This window comes from Anaeromyxobacter oryzisoli (genome assembly GCF_022690765.1).
GTDB classification, from domain to species: domain Bacteria; phylum Myxococcota; class Myxococcia; order Myxococcales; family Anaeromyxobacteraceae; genus Anaeromyxobacter; species Anaeromyxobacter oryzisoli.
Genome location: NZ_JALCZA010000035.1, coordinates 22,916 through 43,570 on the forward strand (window position 1 = coordinate 22,916; position 20,655 = coordinate 43,570).

Consider the following 20,655-nt stretch of genomic DNA (forward strand, 5'->3'; position numbering starts at 1 on the left):
CAGGTTTCTCCCGTTTCGCGTCCCGAGACGTCCCCGGAGAGGTCCCATGTCGAAGAGCACGGTCATCACCCGCAAGGACATGAAGGAGCCGGACAAGTTCCAGGAGGCCGCGACGCAGGCGGCGAGCTGGCTCGCGTCCCGCAAGCGGCACGTGCTCGTCGCGGGCGCCGTGGCCGTCGTGGTGATCCTCGTGGTGGCGATCGCCGCGCTCGTCCAGGGGCGTCGCCAGGCGGCTGCGGGCTCCGCGGGGGCCGAGCTGCTCGTGACGCTCGCGGCCCCGGTCGGCCCGGACGCGGTCCCGGGCGCCCCGGGACCGTCGTTCCCCACGGACGAGGCGAAGCAGCGCGCGATCGTCGCCGCCGCGGACCGGCTCCTCGCCGGCCACCCCGGCACCGGCCCCGGCGACCTCGCGCTCCTCTCGAAGGGCGACGCGCACTACGCCCTCCGCGAGTGGGACGCGGCGAAGGACGCGTACGAGAAGTTCCTCGCGGCCGCGCCGAGGAAGGACTCGCTGCGCTTCGGCGCGCTCGAGGGGCTCGCGCTGATCACCGAGGCGAAGGGCGATCTCGACGGCGCCGCCAAGGCCTACGAGCGGATGGCGAAGGACGCGCCGGGGTTCGCGGACCGCGCCGACCTCGAGCGGGCCCGCGTGCTCCAGCAGGCGGGGAAGGGCGCCGAGGCGAAGGCGATCCTGGCTGGGTTCGCCAAGAACCACGAGAAGTCGGTGCTCGTCGCCGAGGCCGCGCAGCGGCTCGCCGGGCTGGGTGGCCAGTAGATGACGAGCGCCGCCGCGCTCGCCCTCGCGCTCGCCGCGGCGCCGGCGGGCCTCTCGTCCCGGCTCCCGCCCGCGCCGCTCGCGCTCTACTCGGTGGCGTGGGAGCGCCGGATCGCGCCGGCGGAGCCGCTCGAGGTGAACCCGCTCGAGTCGGGGGGCGCCGCGGTCGATCCCGAGACGGGCGTCGTCGTGTTCGGGACGCGGGACGGGTGGCTCCACGCCCTCCGCCCGGACGGGAAGATCGCCTGGGAGTTCCACGCGGCCGGCGCGTTCAACGCGCCGCCGGCGATCGCCGAGGGCACGGTCTACGCCGGGGCGAGCGACGGCCGGCTGTACGCGATCGCGCTCGCCACGGGCAAGGAGCGCTGGCGCTACGAGGCGCGGGAGGAGCTCGGGACGCAGCCCGTCGTCGCCGAGGACACGGTGCTCGTCGCGAGCCTGGCGGACACGCTCTTCGCCGTGGACGCCCGGACCGGGGCGTGGAAGTGGCACCACCGCCGCGAGACGCGCTCGGGCTTCACCATCCGCGGCGCGGCGCGGGCGGCGGTGCGGGGCGGCGTCGCGTACGCGGGCTACTCGGATGGCTGGGTCGCGGCGCTCGACGCGCTCAACGGCCGCGTCCTGTGGGAGCGCGCGGTCGCGCCCCCGGGCGACTACCTCGACGTGGACGGGCTCCAGGTGGAGGACGGGCGGCTCTACGCGGCGGCGTACTCGGGCGCCGTCCTGGCGCTCGACGCGAAGACGGGCGACACGGTCTGGACGTTCCGGGCCCCGGGCGCGGCGCGGGTCGCGGTGAACGCCGGCATGGTGGTCGCCGTCAGCACGAACTCGGTGTACGGCCTCGCCCGCGACACCGGGGCGCCGCGGTGGACGGCGCCGCTCGTCGGGGCGCCGGCGAGCGCGCCGGTGTTCGTCGGCGCGTGGATCGCGGTGCCGGCCGGCCGGGGCGGCCTCCGGTTCCTCGAGGCCTCCACCGGACGCACGCTGCGCGTCTTCGATCCCGGCACCGGCGTGTCGAGCGAGCCCGGCGTTTTGGGCGGGCGGATGTACGTCCTCTCGAACGGCGGGACGCTGTTCGCCCTCGATCTGTCGTGAAGCGGCTCCTCGTCGTCGCGGCGGTGGTCCGGCGCGGGGACGCGCTCCTCGTGACCCGCCGGCCCGACCGGCCCGGCCGCCCCGGGCAGTGGGAGTTCCCGGGCGGGAAGGTCGAGCCCGGCGAGAGCGAGCCCGAGGCCCTCCGGCGGGAGATCGCGGAGGAGCTCGGCTGTGCGATCGAGGTCGGGCCGCTGCTCCTGCGGCACGCCCACGCGTACCCGGACCTCGAGGTGGAGCTGGCGTTCTACGCGGGCCGGCTCCCGGACGGCGCGGCGCCCCGGACGCTCGGCGTGGCGGAGATCGCCTGGCCGGCCGCCGACGCCCTCGGCGGCTACGACTTCCTCGAGGCGGACCGCGCGGTGCTCCCCGAGCTCGCCCGCGCGAGCGCGGCCCGGAGCTGATCGTCGAAAATCGCCCCGGGCGCGGGGGTCAGCGGTGCCGTCGCTTGGCCTTCGCCTTGTGCTGCTTGTGCTTGTGCTCCTTGTGCTCCGCGGCGGCCGGCTGCCCCGCCGCGCGCAGCGCCAGGGTGGTCGGGGCGTAGGCCTTCCCGCTGACGTCGTGGAGCTCGCGCGTGACCGCGCCCTCGATCCGGAACGTGTAGCGGCTCCCCGCGTCCAGGGGCACGGATGGGGTGACGATGATGCGGGTGGCCGCGGCGCCGACCTCCCGCGAGCTGGAGGCGGCCACCAGGGCGTCGTCGCCGTCCACGAGGACGACCCGCACGTCGCGGCTCGCCACCGCGAGCACGACGCGGAACCGCGCGGCCGGATCGACGACTGTCTCGCCGGCGCGCGCGAGCGACAGGGCGGCGCCCCCGGGGCCGATCGCGGCGACCTCGCGCACGACCAGGGAGAGGGGCAGGGCGTGGGACGGTGGCGTGGCGACCGCCGGCGCGCTCGCAGCGTCGGCCTGCGGCGCGGAGGGGCCGGGCACGGGCTCCTGCGGCTCCGTCCGGGGCTGGGCCGGGGGCGAGGCGGGCGCGGCCGCCGGCGTGGGCGGTCCGGGCTGCGGGGCTGCCGGCCCGGCCGCAGGGGCGGGTGGGGTGCTGGAATCCGGCCCCGGCGAGCACGCCGCGAGGAGGCCGGAGGCGAGGAGCGCGCACGCGGCGCGCGGCGGCTTCGGCATGCCGAGAGCCTAACACGTGCGGGGCACGGCATCCTTCGTCGAGGTGGGCGCGAAGGCGGGGGAGCGGGGGCTGGGCCAGCGCTCTGAGCGAGCGTGCCGCGTGTCGGCGCCAGCGTTCGAGGATGTCGCGCCTTCCGGCGGAGGCGAGGCCGCCTCGTCCGCCCACGCGGGAGCGGAGCGGGTCCGCTGGCCCTCGCACCCGAGGGCGCCCGGGAGAGCAGCGCAGCCCACGGGCGCGCGACGTACGGTAAGCTCGGCGGGCCGACCCGAGTAGACGGGAGCCTGGAGCTGCATGGGACAATCAGTGTCGTGGCTGGCGTTCCGCGGGGCCGAGCCGGAGCTGGTCCGGCGGCAGCTCGGGTTGATCGGGACGGGTGATCCCGGTGAGCCCGGCGAAGCGCCGGTGGTGGGCGCTTCGCTCCCGGACGGCTGGTATCTCGTCGTCGCGGCCGGTTGCGACCACGCCATCGTGTCGGAAGACGTCCTGAAGCTCGCCTCTGCAGGCGGGACCGCCGTCGGCTGCTCGATCGAGGAGCACGTCATGTTCGCCTCCGCCACGCTCTGGCGCGGTGGCGCGAAGCGGTGGACGGTCCGGCACCAGGGAGACCTCGCGATCGGCGATCTCGACGTCTCGGGCGATCCGCCCGTGGAGCTGGAGGAGGTCCGGCGGTCCTGCGCCGTGAGCCAGGCGGGGGAGGGCGGCGAGGAGGCGGAGGTGGACTTCTTCTTCGAGATCCCGGTCGAGCTCGCGAGGGGCCTCACCGGCTTCCGGCACGACGCGCTCGTGCCCGGGAGCCCCGGCTTCGAGGTGCTGCGGGCCGCCAAGGGCGGTGCCGTGTCGAGGGCCGCTCGGCCGTGGTGGCGGTTCTGGTGAGGGCGCAGACCGACCACGTCCCGGTCAGGAGGTCCTTCGCGCAGTAACCGGTGCGTACTTGTGCGAGGCGGAGGCGGTTCGCCGCTCAAGCGGCCGCCGCGGGAATCGCGAAACACGCTGGTCAGGTCCTCAGGTCGGCGTTCTTCACGGTGTCAGCGCCGATCGCCGCGATACGAACGGTGGAGCTCCGTGACGAGCGCGCCGTTCCCGAAGAGGAGCGCCGCCAGGGAGACGAGGCCGCCGAGCACCGGCACGAGCCGCAGGAGTCCGAGGACCACCAGCGCGCCGAGCAGCCCGAGCACGAGCGTCCCCCTCGACGGCGCGGGCTCGCTGGCGAGGCGCCTCATGCCGGCCATGCCGAGAGACAGGGCAGTCAGGAGGTACGCGACGAGCAGCGCGACGAGGTACGCCGCGAGCAGGACGAGGCCGAGCGGGACGCCGATCCCGGTGACGAAGAGCGCGACCATCAGGGCCGGCGCGCCCAGGAGCACCAGTGTGCCGACGCCGAGCGACCGCCAGGGATCCGTCCGGATGGTCTGTGCCGCAGCGGGCGTGAACCGCGGGAAGAGGAGGATCATCACGGCGCCCGTCACGAAGAGCCCGGCCAGGAGCAGGATCCAGACGAGCACCGCGAACGCAGGCGCCCAGCGGGCCTCAGCCGGTGGCCGGTGCTCGATCCGCCCGCCGACGCGAGCGCCGGTGGCGATCCGGGGCTCGCGCGGACCACGATGTACGACGTCTCCGTCGATCCGGGCCGCCGGTCCGATGTCGAGCGACTCCGCGTCGACCTGGACGTCGCCATGCACGGTGCCCTCGATCGACACGTGCCGGCCAGCTACGCGCAGCTGCCTCCCGACGGTCCCTGCCACGACGATCTCGCCGCCCGCGAGCCAGGCGCGCCCGCCGACGAAGCCGTCGCGCTCCACTCGGACCGTTCCACCCGCGAGCGTCGCGTCGTCCTCGACGCGTCCGGCGATCCTCAAGGTCCCTCCGGCGAGCCGCGCGTCGTCGCCCACGTGGCCTCGCAGCACGACCTCGCCGCCCGCCGCGATGAGGTCGTCGCCAACGGCACCGTCGACCGTGATGTTGCCGCCCGCGAGGATCGCCGTCTCGGCCACCGACGCGCCGACGTGCACCGTGCCGCCTGTCGCGACGAGATCGCCCGGGAGGTCCTGAGTCACCTCCACGTTCGGCCCGGAGAGATACGCGTCCTCCCCGCGAGCGCGCCGCTCAGGCTGCGCATCACCGAGCGCCGGAGCGAGCAGCAGAGCCGCGACAGCGAGCGACGTTCCCCGCCTCGGCGTCATGGTCGTGTCCCTTCCTTCCCTCGCTCGGTGCGCACGGAACGCGAGCCCGTCAGGCCCTCGCGGACGTCACCCTGAGCGAAGCTACCGGAGCCGTGCCCTCTCGGTCAGGGAGCCTCGGGGCCCCGCGAGCGAGCGATCTCGCCAGCGGCGTCCGAGCGAGCGGGTGTGCTCCGTGCTCGGGTCACGCATCGCCACGCCCCGACCGTCAACTCACGGGGGCCGAAGCTCGTCACGGACCGAAGCTCGTCACGGACCGAAGCTCGTCACGGACCGAAGCTCGTCACGGACCGAAGCTCGTCACGGACCGAGGCTCGTCACGGACCGAGGCTCGTCACGGACCGAGGCTCGTCACGGACCGAGGCTCGTCACGGACCGAGGCTCGTCACGGACCGAGGCTCGTCACGGACCGAGGCTCGTCACGGACCGGGGCTCTCGTAAGCCAGAGCTGGTACGGACCCCGGCTGAGCCCGACGACGCGCCTGGACGCAGGCGCGTGAGCAACCTCCGTGAAATGCACAGCTCGGGATCCGGGGCATGGCGTCGCGGCTTCACCTCGTCGCGGTGATCGGTGACGGGACCGCCTCCGAGGGCTCGCGGCCCTGGCGGCTCGCCGAGGCGCTCGGCCAGCGGCTCGTCGACGCCGGCCATCGGATCCTGACCGGCGGGCTCGGCGGCGTCATGGAGGCGGCGAGCCGCGGCGCGAGGCGCGCGGCGGCGTACGCGCCCGGCGTCGTGATCGGCATCCTGCCCGGGGACGACGCGGCGGGCGCGAACGTGCACGTGGACGTCTCACTCCCGACCGGGCTCGGGCACCTACGGAACGCGCTCGTCGCGCATGCTGATGCGATCGTCGCCATCGGAGGCGGCGCCGGCACACTCTCCGAGATCGCGCTCGCCTGGATCCATCGCCGGCTGCTCGTCGCCTACCGGATCGACGGATGGAGCGGCCGGCTCGCCGGCACCCGCGTCGACGACCGGGTCCGGTTCGCGTCGATCCCGGACGATCAGGTGTTCGGTGTCGACACCGCCGAGGAGGCGATCACGGTGCTCCGCCGGCGCCTGCCGGAATATGCCGAGGCGCGGCGCGCGGGGACAGCGGGCTAGGAGCACGCCGCTCGAAACCGAGCGGCGTGCTCCGCCGGGAGGAGGTCCCGGCGCTCCGCCGACAAGGAGAGCACCAGGACCCCCGGCGACCGCTTCGCCTCCGCGATGAAGCCGCCGCCGAGGAGCGCCACGGTTCCGAGGAAGGGCACGGCGGAGGTGAGCGCCCGTCGCGCGGTGGTGACGAACGCGGGCGAGAGGCACCCATCTTCCCGATCTCGTCGACGACGAGGAGCCCGACGTCCGATGACGGCTCGAGCTGCGAGAGGAGCGTCTCGAGCTCCGCGACGTGGACGGTGTAGCGTCCGACCCGCGGGCCGCCGGGAGCTCCCGCGGTCGCGAGGCGCGCGGTCCGGTCCGCCGAGCGTGACGATCCGGAAGCCCGTCCTGCCGGTCGCGCCGCGGACTTCCTCCGTGTAGAAGCCCGCCATCGGCAGGCCGGGCAGCAGCGCGATCGTGCGCCGGATCGCGGTCGTCTTGCCCGACCCCGGTGGTCCGGTGAGGAGAACGCGAGGGGGTGGCACCGCCGGAACCTGGCCACGGTGAACGCGGCCGGCGCCCCCCGGGACCCCGGCCCCCGTCGAGCGGCGTCGATGAGATCGCCCGCAGGGCAGGGCACGTGCCCCGCTCGAGCTCGAGCACCGAGCGGCTCCGATCATCGTCCGCGACCCGCCGCCCCGCGACGTCTTCAGGACATTCGTGGAGGTGCCGCTCGGGGCACGCGCGGGGCTACGGTGAAGCCGCCGGCCGGCACCGCGCCCGACCGACGCGGTCGTGGTCGGGCGCAACGGGCGCGGCGTGGCGACGGTCAGTCGGAAGCCGCCGGGAGGCGGCCCCTCACCCGATCGTCAGCGAGCGCGCCTCAGTACCCGCACGCCGTCCAGGAGGCGGACGCGGCCCGGCTCGACAGGGCCGCGGAGACGACGGTAGCCGATGAAGGCGACCCAATGGCAGTCGGAGGCGGCGCAAGCCTGCTGCAGATCGCCGGTCGCGCCGGAGCACTCCGGCACGATCGCGCACGAACCGTACTGGGTCCGCCACCACGCCGTGAGGCAGGCGTCGAGTGGCTGTGCCTCACCCCGACGACGCCCGACTGCTCGCTCGCGTCGCAGGCCGCGGTGCAGAGCTGCTCCGCGCTCCCGTAGTCGCCCGAGCAGACGCGCGAGGTGTTCGAGGTGACCCCGCCCGCGCAGGTGCCGTCGGCGTTCTTGATCGAGCAGTCCACGCACTGGCGCGAACAGTCGAACCAGCTCGCCTTGAGGTTCTCGCCGATCTTGCAGCCGCTCGCCGTGATCGCGAGCGCCGCCAGCAACGCCCCGATCCTTCGATTCACGTCCCCTCCGCATCGTAACGCACCGTCGAGGATCCGTGCACGGCCATGTTCACGTTCAGACGCGGTTGCGCTCCGCAAAGGCGGGGAGGGCGACGAATGCGTCGAGGCACCGTCGCGCTCCAGCGACGCTGTGACGCGCCGGCACGGGGTCGCCGGGCCGGATCATGCGACGCTCATGGACCAGGCGTCTGGCATGGTTCGGGCAAGAGCGAAGGCGCGTGCGCCTGTTCGCCATCACCGCGATCCTCGTCACGTCTGCCGCGGGGTGCTGCTACGAGAACACCCACCACGACGCGTGCCTCGACGCGACCGGGACCTGCTTCACCATGTCGTGGACGGAGACCTTCTGCCTCGACGTCGAGGACGCGCCGCTCACGGATCTCTCGGTCGATTACCGGAGCTGCGCCGGCACGCTGTACGGCGACAAGACGTGCGCCGACCTCGGGTACCGGGAGGGCCCGTGACGCGCGCACGCTCGATGGCGCTCGCCAAGGTCCGGCCGCGCCGCCGCCGGCCGCGCGCGGTCGAGCGGGCGCTCCCGCCTCCGGGCGTCGCTGCACGGGGGCAGGCGCAGGTCGCGCTCCGCCGCCATGATCGAGGCGCCTCTGGCTGCCGGAGGTCGCCCTGGAGCCGCGGGTGCGGTCGCGTGTGCTGCTCGGGTTCGTCCTCGCGTCGCTCGCCTGCGGCGGCGACGATGACGGGAAGCTGCTGGTCGTGGTCAGGGTCGAGCCGACGGTCCAGGTCGCGACGACGTTCCCCGCGCAGGTCCTCGTCGGGTTCGACTCGAGCGGGTCCGGGTTCGTCGTGTTCCAGGTCGGGTTCCTGTGCGCGCCTTCGAGCGCGCCGCTCGTCTTCACGTCCACGTTCTCCGGGCTGGACGGTGACGCGTCGTCGAGGACGGTGGACGGCTGGGTGATCCCGGTCCGCTCCGGGGCGGCGCCGACGTGCGGTCCGCTCCCGGAGCCTCGCCCCGTGCCGCCGCCTCCGGCCGATGCCCCGGGGGTCCGGACGAGCGGCCAGGCCGGGCTCCTGATCGGCTGCAGCGCGGGCGAGACACGCTCGGCCACGCTCGTCATCCGGGGCGACGTGGCGCCTGCGGGCGCGGCGAGCCGGGAGCCCTGATGACGACGCCGCCCCGGATTCTGGTGACGGGTCCGCCGGGCGTCGGCAAGACGACGTTCGTTCGGCGGGTGCTCGAGCTGATCCCGGACGTCCGCGCTACCGGGTTCTACACGGGGGAGATCCGCGGTCGCGCGGGCCGAACCGGGTTCCGGCTCTCGACGCTCGACGGTCGGTCGGCGCAGCTCGCGACCGCAGGCGGGCGCGGCGGTCCGCGCGTCGGCCGGTACGGCGTGCACCTCGAGTCGCTGGACGCGCTCGGGGCGGAGGCGCTCGAGCCCGGGCCGGGGATCGACCTCGTCGTGATCGACGAGATCGGGAAGATGGAGTGCCTCTCCCCCACGTTCGTGCGCGCGGCGCGGCGCGCGCTCACCGGTCCGGTGCCGGTGCTCGGGAGCGTCGCGCTGGTCGGCGGTGGCTTCATCCCGGAGGCGAAGCGACTCCCCGGCGTGGAGGTGATCCCGCTGTCCCGGGACAACCGGGATTCGCTGCCGACGACGATCGCGGAGCGGCTCCGCGCTGGCGCTGCGCGCGCAAGCCGGGATCCTTCGAGCCGTTGACGCCGATGCGCGCCGCCCGTCGGCTCGCCGCATCGCCCGCGCGCACACGCACCGGCTCTCCCGCCGCACGCCGAGCGATTGCCACGCTGACGGGCCACCGTACGCAGGGTACGCCTCCGTCTTGGTGGGGGCTCCGATCGGCCATCCTTGAAACGGCCTCGGCCATCGTTACCGTTGGTGGAACTCGGTCTCACCGGCGCCAGACCGAGCAGGGGAGCCCGCATGGTCGACTACCGCACGCACGTGGCCGCGCTGGAGGCGTTCCGCGCGGCGCTCGCCGCACAGACGATCTCGGATCCGAAGCTCGCGAGCACCCGGGATCGCGCGATGCAGGACCTCGCGTCCGCACCGGACGTCGCGCTGCTCGGGGCGCTCGTCGATCACCTGGTGTGGCACGCCGCCAGCGACGGGACCGAGCTCGCGCTGCTCGAGCGGTCCGCGAGCCTTTGGCGCCAGGGCGCGACGCTGTACGCGGCGCTCGGGCAGGTGCGCGCCGACCTCGAGGAATCGCTCGCCAGTCCGGCCGATCCCTCGTCCGTCGCGAAGTTCAGCGCAGCCAGCGCCAACATGAAGGCGTTCGCCGACGGCATGACGCTCGGGCAGGGGGAGCTCGGGGCCCTCCGAGCCGACATCGAGGCGCTCACCCACCTCCCGCCGCATCCGCGCCAGCAGGATCGGAAGCTGCATGACTGGACCTGGGCAGACGTGTTCCTCGCACGCCGGACGGACGCGCTCGCGCGGGCGCTCCACGCGCGCGCCTCCGATCCGCCGACGCGCGCCTTCGCGCTCGGCGCGCTCTCGAGCTACGGCGCGAACGCCTGCGGCTCCGCGTACCTCGGCCAGGTCGTCGGTGGGCCGCGCCGCTGCCACCGACACCGGGACCGGCTCGCGCGGAACACCATGGGGAGCTGGCTCGCGCAGTCCCGGCCCACGCTCCGGAGCCTCTCCGACCTCGCAAACGCGATGCGGCCGGGCGGTGGGGCGACGCCGGCGCTGCCCGCCGCGGTCGAGCAGCTCGTCACCGAGGCGCTCACGAGCACGTACGATCTCTCGCGCACGCCGCCGCTGCCGGATCTGCAGCTCGGGTATCGCCGGCTGATCCGCCACCTCGAGCTGCTGGACGGCTTCGCCATGCCGCCGGCCCCGGTCCCGCCGATGGAGCCCTTCCTGACCGCGCTCTACGGCGATCCGACCCGGCCCGCGCCGTCGCTCGTCCCGGCGCCCGCCGGGGCAGGAGGGGGGCCCGGCGCGGGCGGCGTGAAGCCCCAGTGGACGAGCAGCGGAAAGCCCGCGAAGACCGACAGCCCGCCGAGCACCGGCGATCGGTGCGGATCGTTCTGGGAGCTGATCCTGCTCGCCGTGGTCTTCCTCGCGGGCGGGTTCATCTACTGCATCGGCAAGTGGGGGCAGAAGGAGCGCTGCGAGATCTGGGACAACATGGTGAACGACTGGAACACCGCGTTCGCGGCGGGAGGCGGGGCCGGGCAGGGCGCGCTCGTCGGCTCCAGCCAGCAGCAGCTCACCGCCGGTGAGCTCGCCGCCGCCGCGCAGGTCGACCAGGTGACGGCGCTCGTCGGATATCTGTTCGACCTCCAGCGGCGCGTCTGGGAGGGGCTCGATCAAGCGTACACGTTCCTCGCGGTGTACGGGATCATCTACCCGGACGGTTTGCTCGCGCGGCCGCTCTACCAGGAGTTCACGGCCATCCCGCCGCCGGGGTCGTGGCCGCACGTGCCGGTGCCGGATCCGGAGCCGACCGTTCACCTGTTCCCGGCGACGCCGATCGAGCAGCCCGCCGCGGCGGCGTCGCCGCTGCCCGCCGGCGCCACGCCGGACGCCGTGCTGCTCGGCGTCGCCGGCGCGCCGCTCGAGACGGCGAGCGACACCGCCCTCCGCGTCTGGGACCAGCTCGCGCGCGGCGTCCTCGACGCCAACAACCTCGATCTCGACGCCGATCGCGGATGGCACCACGCCTGCTGGAGCACGGGCGGGTCGATCGACGACGTGCCGCTCGCCGTGGACGTGCTCCCGTACGCTGCGACCTGAGGATGGTCATGCCCGAGAATCAGCCATCCGACGTCGGCCCCGTCGATGATCGGCCGGCGCTCGTGATCCCGTACTGGACAGCGCCGCTCGTTCCCGGCGGCCCGCCGGACGACGGCTCGCAGCGGCCGCTGTCCGCGCCCGTCGTGTCGTGGCTCTGCCCCGCCATCCGCGCGTTGACGCCGTATGAGCCCGGAGCGGAGCTGACCGTCCAGGTCGACATCGTGAACTGGGGGCTCGGCAACGCGACCGCTCTGCCGATCGTGACGGTCTGGTGGATGGATCCGTCGACCGGGTTCGCGGCGATGGGACCGTCCAACCGCGTCGGCCTGTGCGTCGTCCCGGTGGATCCGCGCGGCGGGACCGCCTCGACCCCGGCGATGACGACGGCGATCCCCCCGACGGCTCCGCCGCACGTCTGCCTGCTCGCGTGCGTCAGCCATCCCGACGACCAGGCTGGCTCGCTGCCGGACCCCATCGGCGATCGCCACTGGGCGCAGCACAACCTCGCGGTGGTGACCGTCCAGCCGGGGCAGTCGATGATCGGGTTCTCGTTCTGGGCCGTCAGTCCGTACCGGCAGCAGGCCGTGTTCGAGGTCCGCGTGCGACAGGTGACCCACGAGGCGCTGGTGAGCGTCGCACGGATCGTGCGCGCAGAGCCGGTGCGAACCGAGGTCCGGCTCGCCCTGCGCGAGGCGGGGGAAATGCTCGCGCCCGGACGCGCGGGCGCGGACGAGAAACGGCGGGATGGCAGGCTCCAGCTCGCGCTGGAGGGCGGCGCCCGGCGGCCGGTATACCTGCAAGTGGAGCTCGGGAGCGCGTTGAGGCCGGGGCAGTTCACCGCCGTCGAGGTGGTGCAGCTCGACGTGCGGCGCGAACGGGCCACCGGGAGCGTAGGGGTCGTCGTGACGACGCGGGCGCGGTGAGGGCGCACCCGAGCTGCCCCCCACAGCGAATCCGGAGCTTCCTCGCGGCTCGACGAGCGGGCACGGCGTTACGAATTCCGCCTGGTCGGCCGACGCGGCCGGCTGCACGCGCCCCGCTGGAATGGCCTGGCTCGCGCTCGAGGCGACCAGTAAGGACTCCGCCCATGAGAGAGCCGCGCAACCGGGTCGTTCGAGTCAAGCGCTTCGGTGGTCCCGAGGGTCTGGAGGTCGTGGACGCGCCCCTGCCGACCGCCGGCCGGGGCGAGGTGCGGGTCCGCGTGCTCGCCTCGAGCGTGGAGTACACGGACGTGACGATCCGGCGCCACCTCTACCCGTGGGTGCTCCGCCGGCCGCCGTTCGTGCTGGGCTACGACGTGGTCGGAGAGATCGATCAGCTCGGCGACGGCGTGAGCGGCTTCCAGATCGGCGACCGCGTAGCCGACATGACGGTCCTCGGGTCGAACGCCGCCTATCGCACGCTCCGGGCCGACCGCGTGACCCGCGTGCCGGCGGGCGTGGACGCGGCGGAGGCGGCGACGCTGATCTTGAGCTGGACGACCGCGTACCAGCTCCTGCACCGCGCGGCCCGGATTCGGCGCGGCCAGCGCGTGCTCGTGCAGGGAGCCGCCGGCGGGGTCGGCCTGGCGCTGCTCGTGCTCGGCAGGCAGGCTGGCGTCGAGCTATGGGGCACCGCGCGCGGCGAGCACGCGGCGCTGCTCCGCGAGCTCGCCGCCACACCGATCGACTACCGGCGCGAGGACTTCACGCGGGTCCTGCCGGGCGGGTTCGACGTCGTCTTTGACGGCATCGGCGAGGAGGGCTATCGCCGATCGTTCGCGGCGCTCAAGCGGGGCGGCCTGCTCTGCGCCTACGGCTACACGGCGGGCGTGCAGGCGCGACGCCGCATGCTCCCAATGCTCGGGTGGATCGCGCGCCTGTATCTGTGGGGCTGGTTGCCGGGCGGCAAGCGTGCCCGCGGCTACTCGATCAACGTGATGCGGGCACGACATCCCGCCTGGTTCCGGGAGGACCTGGAGCGCCTCTTCGGGCTGCTGGCGAGCGGCGCCATCCGGCCGCGCGTCGCCGAGCGGATCTCCCTGGACGAGGTCCCCGAGGCCCACCGCAGGCTCGAGGCGGGCGGTCTCGAGGGCAAGCTCGTCGTGTGCCCGGACCTCCCGTCGCGACGCGAGCCGGGTCCCACGTCCGTCCGGGCTACGCCCGCGACCTGACGGGCAGGTCATCCGCCGCGCCGTACCTGTCGGAGTCGCGTCGCGCATCGTTTCAGGTGCGCTCGGGCGAAGCGGCCCAAGCTCCTGAAAACCGCACCCATTTACTGGCTCGTATCGTTTCAGGAATCAGCTCACGGTGCCCGCGCGGCAACACCTCTTTCGCCGCTCGTTCCGATGCTGTTGCCCGTCGGCTGCGTCGGCTGCGGAGCCAGACTCGTGATGGTTCTGGATGGCTTCACTCTCAGCACCAGGGAAGCGATATGTTCACCATCGCAGCAGCAGGCACCCCGGGTCTTCCTCTCGATGCTGGGCCGAGGTCATCATGAATCGTCATCACCGCGAAACGTCCTTCGTGCTTGCGGCCTCGCTCTTCCTCCTCTCCGGCTGCATCCCGTGACCGCATCACGATCTCCTCGCCCCGGCGATCACCGGCGCGGTTCGGAGCGGCGCCACGCCGGTGGGCGGCGCCACCGTCTACCTGAACGCGAGCCTCCATGATGAGGATTGCCACACCTATCAACTCTCCGCGGTGGCGGATCGGAACGGAGAGTTCGCCGTCGGTCCGGTCGAGGAATTCAGGTGGATCGAGTTCGTATACGGGGACCCGGTCGCGGGCTGGACGCTCTGTGTGGACACGCCAGGCGGACGCAAGGTCCTGTTGACACAGGGCGGCATCGGCAGGCCTGGTTCGAAGATGGACATCCAGTGCGATGTCTCGGCGGCCAAAGTCGGCCGCGTCGCTCACTTTGGCGGCACCATCGAAGAAGGGAACACGTGTTCGATCCGTTGACAGGGACCGACGGGATCACGCCGGCTGACCCGCCCATGTCGGAGGTGACGCGACTGCCGGGGGTGGAGGCGCTCCAGCCGACGCGGAACGACCGGGCCGGAACGATCGGGAGGTGAAGCTCGGCGGCGATGTCGACCTGGTTGTTCTTGACGGTACACGCCGCAGCCCCCGCTCGCCGCCGCGCTCCCGGAGTGGAAGGCGGCGGCACCCCTCGCGCTGCGGTACTGGCGAGACCTCGTCTCCGAGCGGACTCTCCACGAGTCCCTCCGGCTCCGAGCTCGGTCGGTCGCGGTCGCGCTCGGCATCCGCGTGAAGCTCGTGGAGCCGGGGGGCGTCCTGACGACGCGGTTCGGCGAACGCTCTGCCCGGGAAGCCATCGCCTTCTCCTCGGACATCCACGACTACGACGCCTTCGTCGCCGCGGCGGACGAGGTGTTCGCGGGCCTGCGTGCGTCCCGGAGCGGCGCCAAGGACTCGACGGCTGAGCACGTCGCCGAGGTCATCTTCAAGGCGACGACGGACGAGTCGGATCAGCTCCGGTACGTCGCGACGAGCGACATTCTCCCGCTCGTCGAGGCGCGCCGCCAGACCTCCGAGCGCGAGTACATGTCCTTCATGCGCGCGCGCGTCGCCCCCAGGCTGAGGTGACGTTCGGGCCGCGCCCGGAGACACGATCTCCGCCCAGGATCCTGGTGACGGGCCCGCCAACGGCCGGACAAGGGCAGCTCGCGACGGCGGGCGGGCGCGGCGGGCCGCGGGTCGGACGGTACGGTGTCCATGTCGAGGCGCTGGACGCGATCGGGGCGGATGCGCTCGAGCCCAGGCTGGGCGTCGACCTCGTCGTGATCGACGAGATCGGGAAGATGGAGTGCATGGCGGCGGCGTTCGTGCGTGCGGCGCGACGCGCGCTCAGCGGTCCGGTGCCGGTGCTCGGGAGCGTCGCGCTGATCGGCGCCGGCTTCATCGCGGAGGCGAAGCGACTGCCGGGGGTGGAGGTGATCCAGCTGACGCGGGACGACCGCGATCGCCTGGTGGCATGGGTCACGGAGCGGCTCCGGGCCGTCCAAGCAGGATTCGGCCCGGATCGGCGTGGTTCCGGCGGGTTCCCCGAGGCCCCATAGGACGTCCGATAATATAGATTATGGAAACTAGAAGCGTGTGACGGTCTCTCCCGCAGAGACGCGGCTCGCGCCATGCCCTGGACGGCTCTTCACGCGCGCTTCGAGGACTCGATGCCCGGACGACCGCGACGGGAACGCCCGCCCCTGCGGCGACGAACGCTGACGAACACTGCGGACCGCTTGCTCCGCGGATCGCGCCGGGCTCAGGCCGACGGCGGCTTCCGCCCGGAGGCCGTCGCGGCGGCGGGCCCGGAGCCCACGTCGCTCGGCTCCGTCGAAGCGGCGCCGCCGGCGATCCGCGGCTGCGCGTCGCCCGCGTGCGCGTGGTGCTCTCCGTGATGGTGCCCGCAGCAGCCCTGCTGGCGCGCGAGGACCTTCACGATGCGCGGCGCGTTCGCGGCCTCGGCGACGGCGCACGGACACTGCTCGGTGCCCGACGACGAGAGCCGGACCTGGATCGCCGCGAGCCCCTGGAGCAGCTCCTCCTTGAGCCGCTTGAGGCGCTCGAGCCGGCGCTGCGCCTGCTCCAGGTGCCCCGCGAGCACCTCCTGGAACCGGAGCGCGAACTCGGCGGCGCTGTAGCAGCCGGAGCGCAGGTCCAGCATCGACCGGATCTCGCAGAGCGCGAGGCCGAGCTCGCGCAGATCGGTGATGAGCTGGAGGCGCTCGAGATCGTCCTCGGTGTAGCGACGGTGACCACCTTCGCTCACCACCGCGGGCGTGAGGAGCCCCTCCTCCTCGTAGAAGCGGATCGTGCGGACCGTGTTTCCCGTCGCTCGGGCGAGATCACCAGACGAGAGATGGGCCCTCATCGCTCCGCTCACCTAATCGGCGGCGGCGAGCATGTCAACGCTCACCCAGACCCACTTTTTCCGTCCAGGTGGTAACACGATATCGTCTTGACCCGCGTCAGCGGGGGCGATTAAGGACACGCGTCCGGGTCGCCGGGCGGACCGCGAGGAGCAGCCGAGGATGAAGAACGTCGTGGCGGTGGCGGCGCGTACAGGGCCCAGGAAGATCCGCGTCGAGCTCTACGGAGAGGCCGCCCTCCCCACCGCCCGCGGCCTGTTCCGGACGATCGTGTTCCGCGAGGTGGACTCCGGCCTCGAGCACGTGGCGATGCTCATGGGCGACGTCGCCGGCGAGGACGTGCCGGCGCGCATCCACTCGGAGTGCCTCACCAGCGAGGTGCTCGGCTCGCTCAAGTGCGACTGTCGCGCGCAGCTCGACCGCGCCCTCGACTTCATCGCCGCGCGCCGCCGCGGCGTCCTGCTCTACCTGCGACAGGAAGGGCGCGGGATCGGGCTCGGGAACAAGATCCGCGCCTATGCCCTCCAGGCCCAGGGGCACGACACCTACGAGGCGAACCGCCTGCTCGGGTTCCCCGACGACCTCCGGCGGTACGACGTCGCGGCGGAGATGCTCCGCCTCCTCGGCGTCCGCTCCGTGGCGCTCATCACCAACAACCCCGACAAGCTCTCCGGCCTCGCCGAGGCCGGCATCCCGGTGAAGGAGCGGATCCAGCTTCCCTCGCCGGCCAACGAGTTCAACATCGAGTACCTGCGGACGAAGCGCGAGCGCACCGGCCACCTCATCCAGACCGACGACGAGGCGCGCGAGCCCTCCGCCGAGCCCCTGGAGCGCCCTGCCGTCTTCCGGGCGCGCTCCGGGAGGCGCGGGCCGGGGCTGACCGGCTAGCGAGCGGCCGCCTCGCTCAGATCAGATCCCCTTCCACCGCGGCGGCCGCTTCTCGAGGAACGCGCGCATCCCCTCCTTCGCGTCCTCCCCGCCGAACAGCCCCGCGAACCCCTGGCGCTCGAGGCCGTTCGCCTCCGCGAGCGACAGGTCCGCCCCCTGCTGGATGAGCCGCTTGGCCGTGGCGACCGCCACCGGGCCGCGCGACGCGACGGTCCGCGCCTTCCCGCGCGCGTGCTCGAGGAGCTTCTCCGGCGCGACGACCTCGAGGCAGAGCCCCATCGCCTTCGCGGTCGCGGCGTCCACCATGTCGCCGGTGAGCACGAGCTCCTTCGCGCGCATCGGACCGACGCGACGGGTGAGCCGCTGCGTGCCGCCGAAGCCCGGCACCAGGCCGAGGTTCACCTCCGGCTGGCCGAACCGCGCGCGCTCGCTCGCGTAGACGAGATCGCACGCGAGGGTGAGCTCGCAGCCGCCGCCCAGGGCGAAGCCGTTCACCGCCGCGATCGTGACGACGGGCAGCGCCTCGAGCTGCGCGAACACCCGGTGACCCAGCGCCGCGAAGTCGCGCGCCTCCGCGGCGCCGAGGCGCGACATCGCCGCGATGTCCGCGCCGGCCACGAACGCCTTGTCGCCGGCGCCGGTGATCACGAGCGCGCGCACCGCCCGGTCGCGCCCGATCTGATCGATCGCGGCGGAGAGCTCCTCGAGCGTCTTCCGGTCCAGCGCGTTGAGCTGCTTCGGCCGGTTCACCGTGACCGTGGCGACCCCGTCCGCGACCTCGACGATCAGGTTCTCGAAAGGCACGGCGCCTCCTCAGGGATACGCGTAGAAGCCGCGGCCGGTCTTCCGACCGAGCCACCCCGCCGCGACGTAGTTCCGGAGCAGCGGCGCCGGCCGGTACTTGTCGTCGCCGAGCTCGCGGTGGAGCACCTCGGCGATGTAGAGGCAGGTGTCGAGCCCCACGAAGTCCGCGAGGGTGAGCGGCCCCATCGGGTGGTTCAGGCCGAGCTTCACCGCCGTGTCGATGTCCTCCGGCGACGCGAGCCCCTCCTGCAGCGCGAAGCAGGCCTCGTTCAGGAGCGGGATCAGGATCCGGTTCACGATGAAGCCGGGCGAGTCCTTCGAGGTGACGGTGGTCTTCCCGAACCGCTTCGCCAGGGCGACCACCGCATCGTAGGTGGCGTCGGAGGTCTGGAGGCCGCGGATGATCTCGACGAGCTGCATCACCGGCGGCGGGTTCATGAAGTGCATCCCCACGAACTGCCCCGGCCGCCGGGTCGCGGCGGCGAGCGCCGTGATCGAGATCGAGCTGGTGTTCGAGGCGAGGATCGCGTGCGCCGGCAGGAGCGCGTCGAGCTTGCGGAAGAGCTCGGTCTTCGCCGCCTGGTTCTCCAGGATCGCCTCGATGGCGAGGTCGGCGCCGGCGCAATCCTCGAGGCGCGTGGCCGGGCGGATCCGGCCGAGCACCGCGTCGCGCTCCGCCGCGCCGAGCTTCCCCTTCTCGACCAGCTTCGCGAGCGTCGCGCCGAGCCGCTCGAGCGCGCGCCGCGCCAGGTCGGCGGAGGCGTCCGCCAGGACCACCGTGATCCCCGCCTGCGCAGCGACCTGCGCGATCCCCGACCCCATCTGCCCCGCACCGATCACCGCCATCCGCTCGATGCCCATGCGCGCTCCCGTGTGGTGGTTCCGTGTCGTTTCGACCGCCGGTGTCGTCATGTAAGCGACGCGGCGTCCGGCTTGTCAACGCACGGCGCATGCCGGCGGGCGATCCACCTCCGCGCGACGCCTCATCCGGGGTGGGTCGCCGCGAGCGCGCGCTCGAGCCCGCGCACGGCGCGACTCGCGGCGGCGCGGCGCCGGGCGAGCTCGCGCTCGTCGATCCCGGGGTCCTCGCTCGCGAGCGTCCAGCGGCCGACCTCGAACGCCGCGCGGCACACGCGATAGAACGGCAGGACGCGGGGTGGCGCCCCGGGCGCGGCGGCTCGCACGGCGTCCGTGAGGGCTCGCGTCTCGTCCGGCGCGAGGTCGAACGCGAGCTCGCACCCGGCGACGTCCCAGAGCGCGTCCTGGCACCCCGGGAGCCCGTGATCGCAGTGGTGGTCCAGGGCGTCGGCCTTGAGGACCCGGCCGTCCGGCAGCACCAGCCACTCCCACGCGTCCACCTTCCCGTCCACCGCCACCGGCCGCGCGCGCGCCTCGACCTCGCGCACCATCCGCTCGGCGCCCGCGAGCCCCGCCCGCGCCTCCCCGCCGAGCGCGTCGCCCGCGTTCTGCCGCGCCATGTCGAGGAGCTCGGCCGGCGACGCGCCGTCGTCGGGGCCCGCCGGGAAGGCGGCGGCGACGAACGAGAGGTATCGCCGGAGGGTCCTCAGGAGCAGCGGGCGCGCCGGCCGGGCGTGCCCCGCGGGCCGCGCGTCGGCGAGCCACGGCGAGAAGAGGAACCCGTGCCGCAGCGCCACCGGCGCCGGCGCGAGCTCCGCCGCGGCGAGCGCCCGCGCCCGCGCCAGGGCGGCGGCGCCCGCGTCGCCGAGCCCGGCGAAGCGCGCGAGCCAGCGCCGTCCACCGGCGCGGATGAGGAGCTTCCGCCGCTCGCGCCAGCCCTGCGACGGCGGCCAGCCGCCGGGCGCGCCGGCCACGTGGCGCCGCCACGCGCCGGCGGAGACGTCCTCGGGCGGCTCCTCCGCGGGGCCGATCACGTCCTCCGCGAGGCGGCCCAGCGCGAGCGGATGATCGCCGAAGAAGAGCGCCTCGAACGGCACCACGTGCCGGCGCGCGCGCGCGTACCGCGTCCGCACGTCCGGCGTGGCCCGAGGGCCCGGCTCGCCGGCGTGGCTCGGGAACAGCTGGACGCGCTTGGGCGGGACGCCGAGCGCCTCGAGCGCGGCGAGGACCGCCGCGAAGGAGCTGCCGGAGAGCCCCGGCCCCTCGTCTGCGACCGCGACCGGCCGCTCGCGCCCGGCGGCGGCGACGACCGCGGCCAGGCGAGGGCCGAACGTCACCTCCCGGCGGAACGGGTGCCCGGTGGGCCGGACGGTGCCCGCGGGCGCGGGCCCCCCGGCGCCCGCCGCCACCATCGCCGCGAGCGCGGTCCCGATGGACCGGATCCCGAGGACGACGGGCTCCTGCCCCGCGAGCGCGCTCCCCGCGGCGGCCCAGCTCTCCGGGTACGCGCCGTACAGGACGAAGCCCTCCGGCCGGCGCAGCTCCACGCAGTCCGGGAAGGTTGCCCCCGCGAGCCGTTCGAGCCCGGCGAGGCGCGGGGCCGGCGCGCGCCCGCCGGCGCGCCAGCTCGTCCAGAGCGCCGCGGCGATCTCCGCGACCGCCGCGAGCGCGAGGTCGGACGCCGGGCCGGCGTCGTCGAACGGGGTGGCGCCGCGCTCCGCGTCCGCGATCCCCTGCGCCAGGCAGCCCGCCCGCACGAGCAGCCCGCCGAGGGCGCCGTGCCGCCCCGGCCCCGCCGGCGCCCCCGCGACGGCGGCCGCCTCCTCCCGGAGCGCGATCATCGCCGCCCGGGCCTCGACCCGCCGGCTCCGCTCTCCGAAGAAGCGCACGGCCGGGA

The 20,655-nt window shown here is 74.0% G+C and carries 22 protein-coding genes and 2 pseudogenes; 15 read left to right on the forward strand and 9 right to left on the reverse strand.

What is annotated here, in order from left to right:
- Positions 1-46: 46 nt before the first annotated feature.
- From MNZ27_RS12585 to MNZ27_RS12595, 3 genes are read left to right on the forward strand one after another with little or no spacing between them, the layout of a single operon-like run.
- Entirely contained in the window at positions 47-775 is a 729-nt protein-coding gene (locus tag MNZ27_RS12585; RefSeq protein ID WP_242394425.1) for a tetratricopeptide repeat protein, read from the forward strand.
- Positions 776-1,870 carry an outer membrane protein assembly factor BamB family protein gene (locus tag MNZ27_RS12590; RefSeq protein ID WP_242394426.1) on the forward strand — a complete coding sequence of 365 codons (1,095 nt, stop codon included), beginning with the start codon at positions 776-778 and terminating at the stop codon, positions 1,868-1,870.
- On the forward strand, positions 1,867-2,271 hold the full coding sequence (locus MNZ27_RS12595; RefSeq protein ID WP_242394427.1) for a (deoxy)nucleoside triphosphate pyrophosphohydrolase: 405 nt from the start codon (positions 1,867-1,869) through the stop codon (positions 2,269-2,271). The genes MNZ27_RS12590 and MNZ27_RS12595 overlap by 4 nt, the downstream gene beginning before the upstream one ends.
- Before the next feature lie 28 nt (positions 2,272-2,299).
- Here the strand turns inward: MNZ27_RS12595 and MNZ27_RS12600 are convergent, their stop codons facing one another.
- Complete coding sequence (locus MNZ27_RS12600) at positions 2,300-2,995, reverse strand: hypothetical protein (RefSeq protein ID WP_242394428.1); 696 nt, start codon at positions 2,993-2,995, stop codon at positions 2,300-2,302.
- A gap of 292 nt (positions 2,996-3,287) precedes the next feature.
- Here MNZ27_RS12600 and MNZ27_RS12605 point away from each other — a divergent pair, with 292 nt between their 5' ends.
- A complete protein-coding gene (locus MNZ27_RS12605; protein WP_242394429.1) occupies positions 3,288-3,869 on the forward strand; it encodes a hypothetical protein in 582 nt (193 codons plus the stop codon).
- Between the two features lie 152 nt (positions 3,870-4,021).
- On the opposite strand, the gene MNZ27_RS12610 is transcribed toward MNZ27_RS12605, so the two are convergent.
- Positions 4,022-5,050, reverse strand: a complete 1,029-nt coding sequence (locus MNZ27_RS12610; protein WP_242394430.1) for a bactofilin family protein — start codon at positions 5,048-5,050, stop codon at positions 4,022-4,024.
- A 660-nt stretch (positions 5,051-5,710) separates the two neighbouring features.
- On the opposite strand from MNZ27_RS12610, the gene MNZ27_RS12615 reads away from it, so the two are divergent.
- A complete protein-coding gene (locus tag MNZ27_RS12615; protein WP_242394431.1) occupies positions 5,711-6,280 on the forward strand; it encodes a TIGR00725 family protein in 570 nt (189 codons plus the stop codon).
- Here MNZ27_RS12615 and MNZ27_RS12620 read toward each other — a convergent pair.
- The 3 genes and pseudogenes from MNZ27_RS12620 to MNZ27_RS24285 form a co-directional block, all read right to left on the reverse strand.
- A complete protein-coding gene (locus MNZ27_RS12620; protein ID WP_242394432.1) occupies positions 6,277-6,429 on the reverse strand; it encodes a hypothetical protein in 153 nt (50 codons plus the stop codon). The genes MNZ27_RS12615 and MNZ27_RS12620 overlap by 4 nt on opposite strands.
- Positions 6,430-6,491: 62 nt before the next feature.
- Positions 6,492-6,623: pseudogene (locus MNZ27_RS24280) on the reverse strand (hypothetical protein); the annotation flags it as partial.
- 25 nt (positions 6,624-6,648) lie between these two features.
- A pseudogene (locus MNZ27_RS24285) lies at positions 6,649-6,936 on the reverse strand (nucleoside-triphosphatase); the annotation flags it as partial.
- Between the two features lie 892 nt (positions 6,937-7,828).
- On the opposite strand from MNZ27_RS24285, the gene MNZ27_RS12625 reads away from it, so the two are divergent.
- The 9 genes from MNZ27_RS12625 (at position 7,829) to MNZ27_RS12665 (ending at position 15,398) form a co-directional block, all read left to right on the forward strand.
- A complete protein-coding gene (locus MNZ27_RS12625; protein WP_242394433.1) occupies positions 7,829-8,074 on the forward strand; it encodes a hypothetical protein in 246 nt (81 codons plus the stop codon).
- A gap of 172 nt (positions 8,075-8,246) precedes the next feature.
- Positions 8,247-8,732 carry a hypothetical protein gene (locus tag MNZ27_RS12630; protein WP_242394434.1) on the forward strand — a complete coding sequence of 162 codons (486 nt, stop codon included), beginning with the start codon at positions 8,247-8,249 and terminating at the stop codon, positions 8,730-8,732.
- On the forward strand, positions 8,732-9,289 hold the full coding sequence (locus MNZ27_RS12635) for a nucleoside-triphosphatase (RefSeq protein WP_242394435.1): 558 nt from the start codon (positions 8,732-8,734) through the stop codon (positions 9,287-9,289). The genes MNZ27_RS12630 and MNZ27_RS12635 overlap by 1 nt, the downstream gene beginning before the upstream one ends.
- 222 nt (positions 9,290-9,511) lie before the next feature.
- Positions 9,512-11,335: a hypothetical protein gene (locus tag MNZ27_RS12640; protein ID WP_242394436.1), complete on the forward strand. Its 1,824-nt coding sequence runs from the start codon at positions 9,512-9,514 to the stop codon at positions 11,333-11,335.
- 8 nt (positions 11,336-11,343) lie between these two features.
- Positions 11,344-12,258, forward strand: coding sequence for a hypothetical protein (locus MNZ27_RS12645; protein ID WP_242394437.1), 915 nt, complete (start codon positions 11,344-11,346; stop codon positions 12,256-12,258).
- A gap of 164 nt (positions 12,259-12,422) precedes the next feature.
- Positions 12,423-13,487: a medium chain dehydrogenase/reductase family protein gene (locus tag MNZ27_RS12650; RefSeq protein WP_242394438.1), complete on the forward strand. Its 1,065-nt coding sequence runs from the start codon at positions 12,423-12,425 to the stop codon at positions 13,485-13,487.
- 457 nt (positions 13,488-13,944) lie between these two features.
- A complete protein-coding gene (locus MNZ27_RS12655; RefSeq protein WP_242394439.1) occupies positions 13,945-14,277 on the forward strand; it encodes a hypothetical protein in 333 nt (110 codons plus the stop codon).
- 309 nt (positions 14,278-14,586) lie between these two features.
- Positions 14,587-14,925: a Rossmann-fold NAD(P)-binding domain-containing protein gene (locus MNZ27_RS12660; protein WP_242394440.1), complete on the forward strand. Its 339-nt coding sequence runs from the start codon at positions 14,587-14,589 to the stop codon at positions 14,923-14,925.
- Positions 14,926-14,969: 44 nt separating this feature from the next.
- A complete protein-coding gene (locus MNZ27_RS12665; RefSeq protein WP_242394441.1) occupies positions 14,970-15,398 on the forward strand; it encodes a nucleoside-triphosphatase in 429 nt (142 codons plus the stop codon).
- 203 nt (positions 15,399-15,601) lie between these two features.
- Here the strand turns inward: MNZ27_RS12665 and MNZ27_RS12670 are convergent, their stop codons facing one another.
- A complete protein-coding gene (locus tag MNZ27_RS12670; RefSeq protein ID WP_242394442.1) occupies positions 15,602-16,210 on the reverse strand; it encodes a MerR family transcriptional regulator in 609 nt (202 codons plus the stop codon).
- 160 nt (positions 16,211-16,370) lie between these two features.
- Between MNZ27_RS12670 and ribA the strand changes: the two genes are divergently transcribed.
- Positions 16,371-17,096, forward strand: coding sequence for a GTP cyclohydrolase II (ribA, locus tag MNZ27_RS12675; RefSeq protein ID WP_242394443.1), 726 nt, complete (start codon positions 16,371-16,373; stop codon positions 17,094-17,096).
- A gap of 21 nt (positions 17,097-17,117) precedes the next feature.
- Here the strand turns inward: ribA and MNZ27_RS12680 are convergent, their stop codons facing one another.
- From MNZ27_RS12680 to MNZ27_RS12690, 3 genes are all read right to left on the reverse strand, one after another.
- A complete protein-coding gene (locus MNZ27_RS12680) occupies positions 17,118-17,900 on the reverse strand; it encodes an enoyl-CoA hydratase-related protein (protein ID WP_242394444.1) in 783 nt (260 codons plus the stop codon).
- Between the two features lie 9 nt (positions 17,901-17,909).
- The gene (locus MNZ27_RS12685) at positions 17,910-18,761 is read right to left on the reverse strand and encodes a 3-hydroxyacyl-CoA dehydrogenase family protein (protein WP_242394445.1); all 852 of its coding nucleotides are present in this window, start codon (positions 18,759-18,761) and stop codon (positions 17,910-17,912) included.
- Between the two features lie 122 nt (positions 18,762-18,883).
- Positions 18,884-20,647 carry a hypothetical protein gene (locus MNZ27_RS12690; RefSeq protein WP_242394446.1) on the reverse strand — a complete coding sequence of 588 codons (1,764 nt, stop codon included), beginning with the start codon at positions 20,645-20,647 and terminating at the stop codon, positions 18,884-18,886.
- Positions 20,648-20,655: the final 8 nt, after the last annotated feature.

Coding starts and splice junctions, on each gene's coding strand:
- MNZ27_RS12585 (WP_242394425.1), top strand. CDS start 47: ATGTCGAAGAGCACGGTCATCACCCGCAAGGACATGAAGGAGCCGGAC.
- MNZ27_RS12590 (WP_242394426.1), top strand. CDS start 776: ATGACGAGCGCCGCCGCGCTCGCCCTCGCGCTCGCCGCGGCGCCGGCG.
- MNZ27_RS12600 (WP_242394428.1), bottom strand. CDS start 2,995: ATGCCGAAGCCGCCGCGCGCCGCGTGCGCGCTCCTCGCCTCCGGCCTC.
- MNZ27_RS12605 (WP_242394429.1), top strand. CDS start 3,288: ATGGGACAATCAGTGTCGTGGCTGGCGTTCCGCGGGGCCGAGCCGGAG.
- MNZ27_RS12615 (WP_242394431.1), top strand. CDS start 5,711: ATGGCGTCGCGGCTTCACCTCGTCGCGGTGATCGGTGACGGGACCGCC.
- MNZ27_RS12635 (WP_242394435.1), top strand. CDS start 8,732: ATGACGACGCCGCCCCGGATTCTGGTGACGGGTCCGCCGGGCGTCGGC.
- MNZ27_RS12640 (WP_242394436.1), top strand. CDS start 9,512: ATGGTCGACTACCGCACGCACGTGGCCGCGCTGGAGGCGTTCCGCGCG.
- MNZ27_RS12645 (WP_242394437.1), top strand. CDS start 11,344: ATGCCCGAGAATCAGCCATCCGACGTCGGCCCCGTCGATGATCGGCCG.
- MNZ27_RS12650 (WP_242394438.1), top strand. CDS start 12,423: ATGAGAGAGCCGCGCAACCGGGTCGTTCGAGTCAAGCGCTTCGGTGGT.
- MNZ27_RS12670 (WP_242394442.1), bottom strand. CDS start 16,210: ATGAGGGCCCATCTCTCGTCTGGTGATCTCGCCCGAGCGACGGGAAAC.
- ribA (WP_242394443.1), top strand. CDS start 16,371: ATGAAGAACGTCGTGGCGGTGGCGGCGCGTACAGGGCCCAGGAAGATC.
- MNZ27_RS12685 (WP_242394445.1), bottom strand. CDS start 18,761: ATGGGCATCGAGCGGATGGCGGTGATCGGTGCGGGGCAGATGGGGTCG.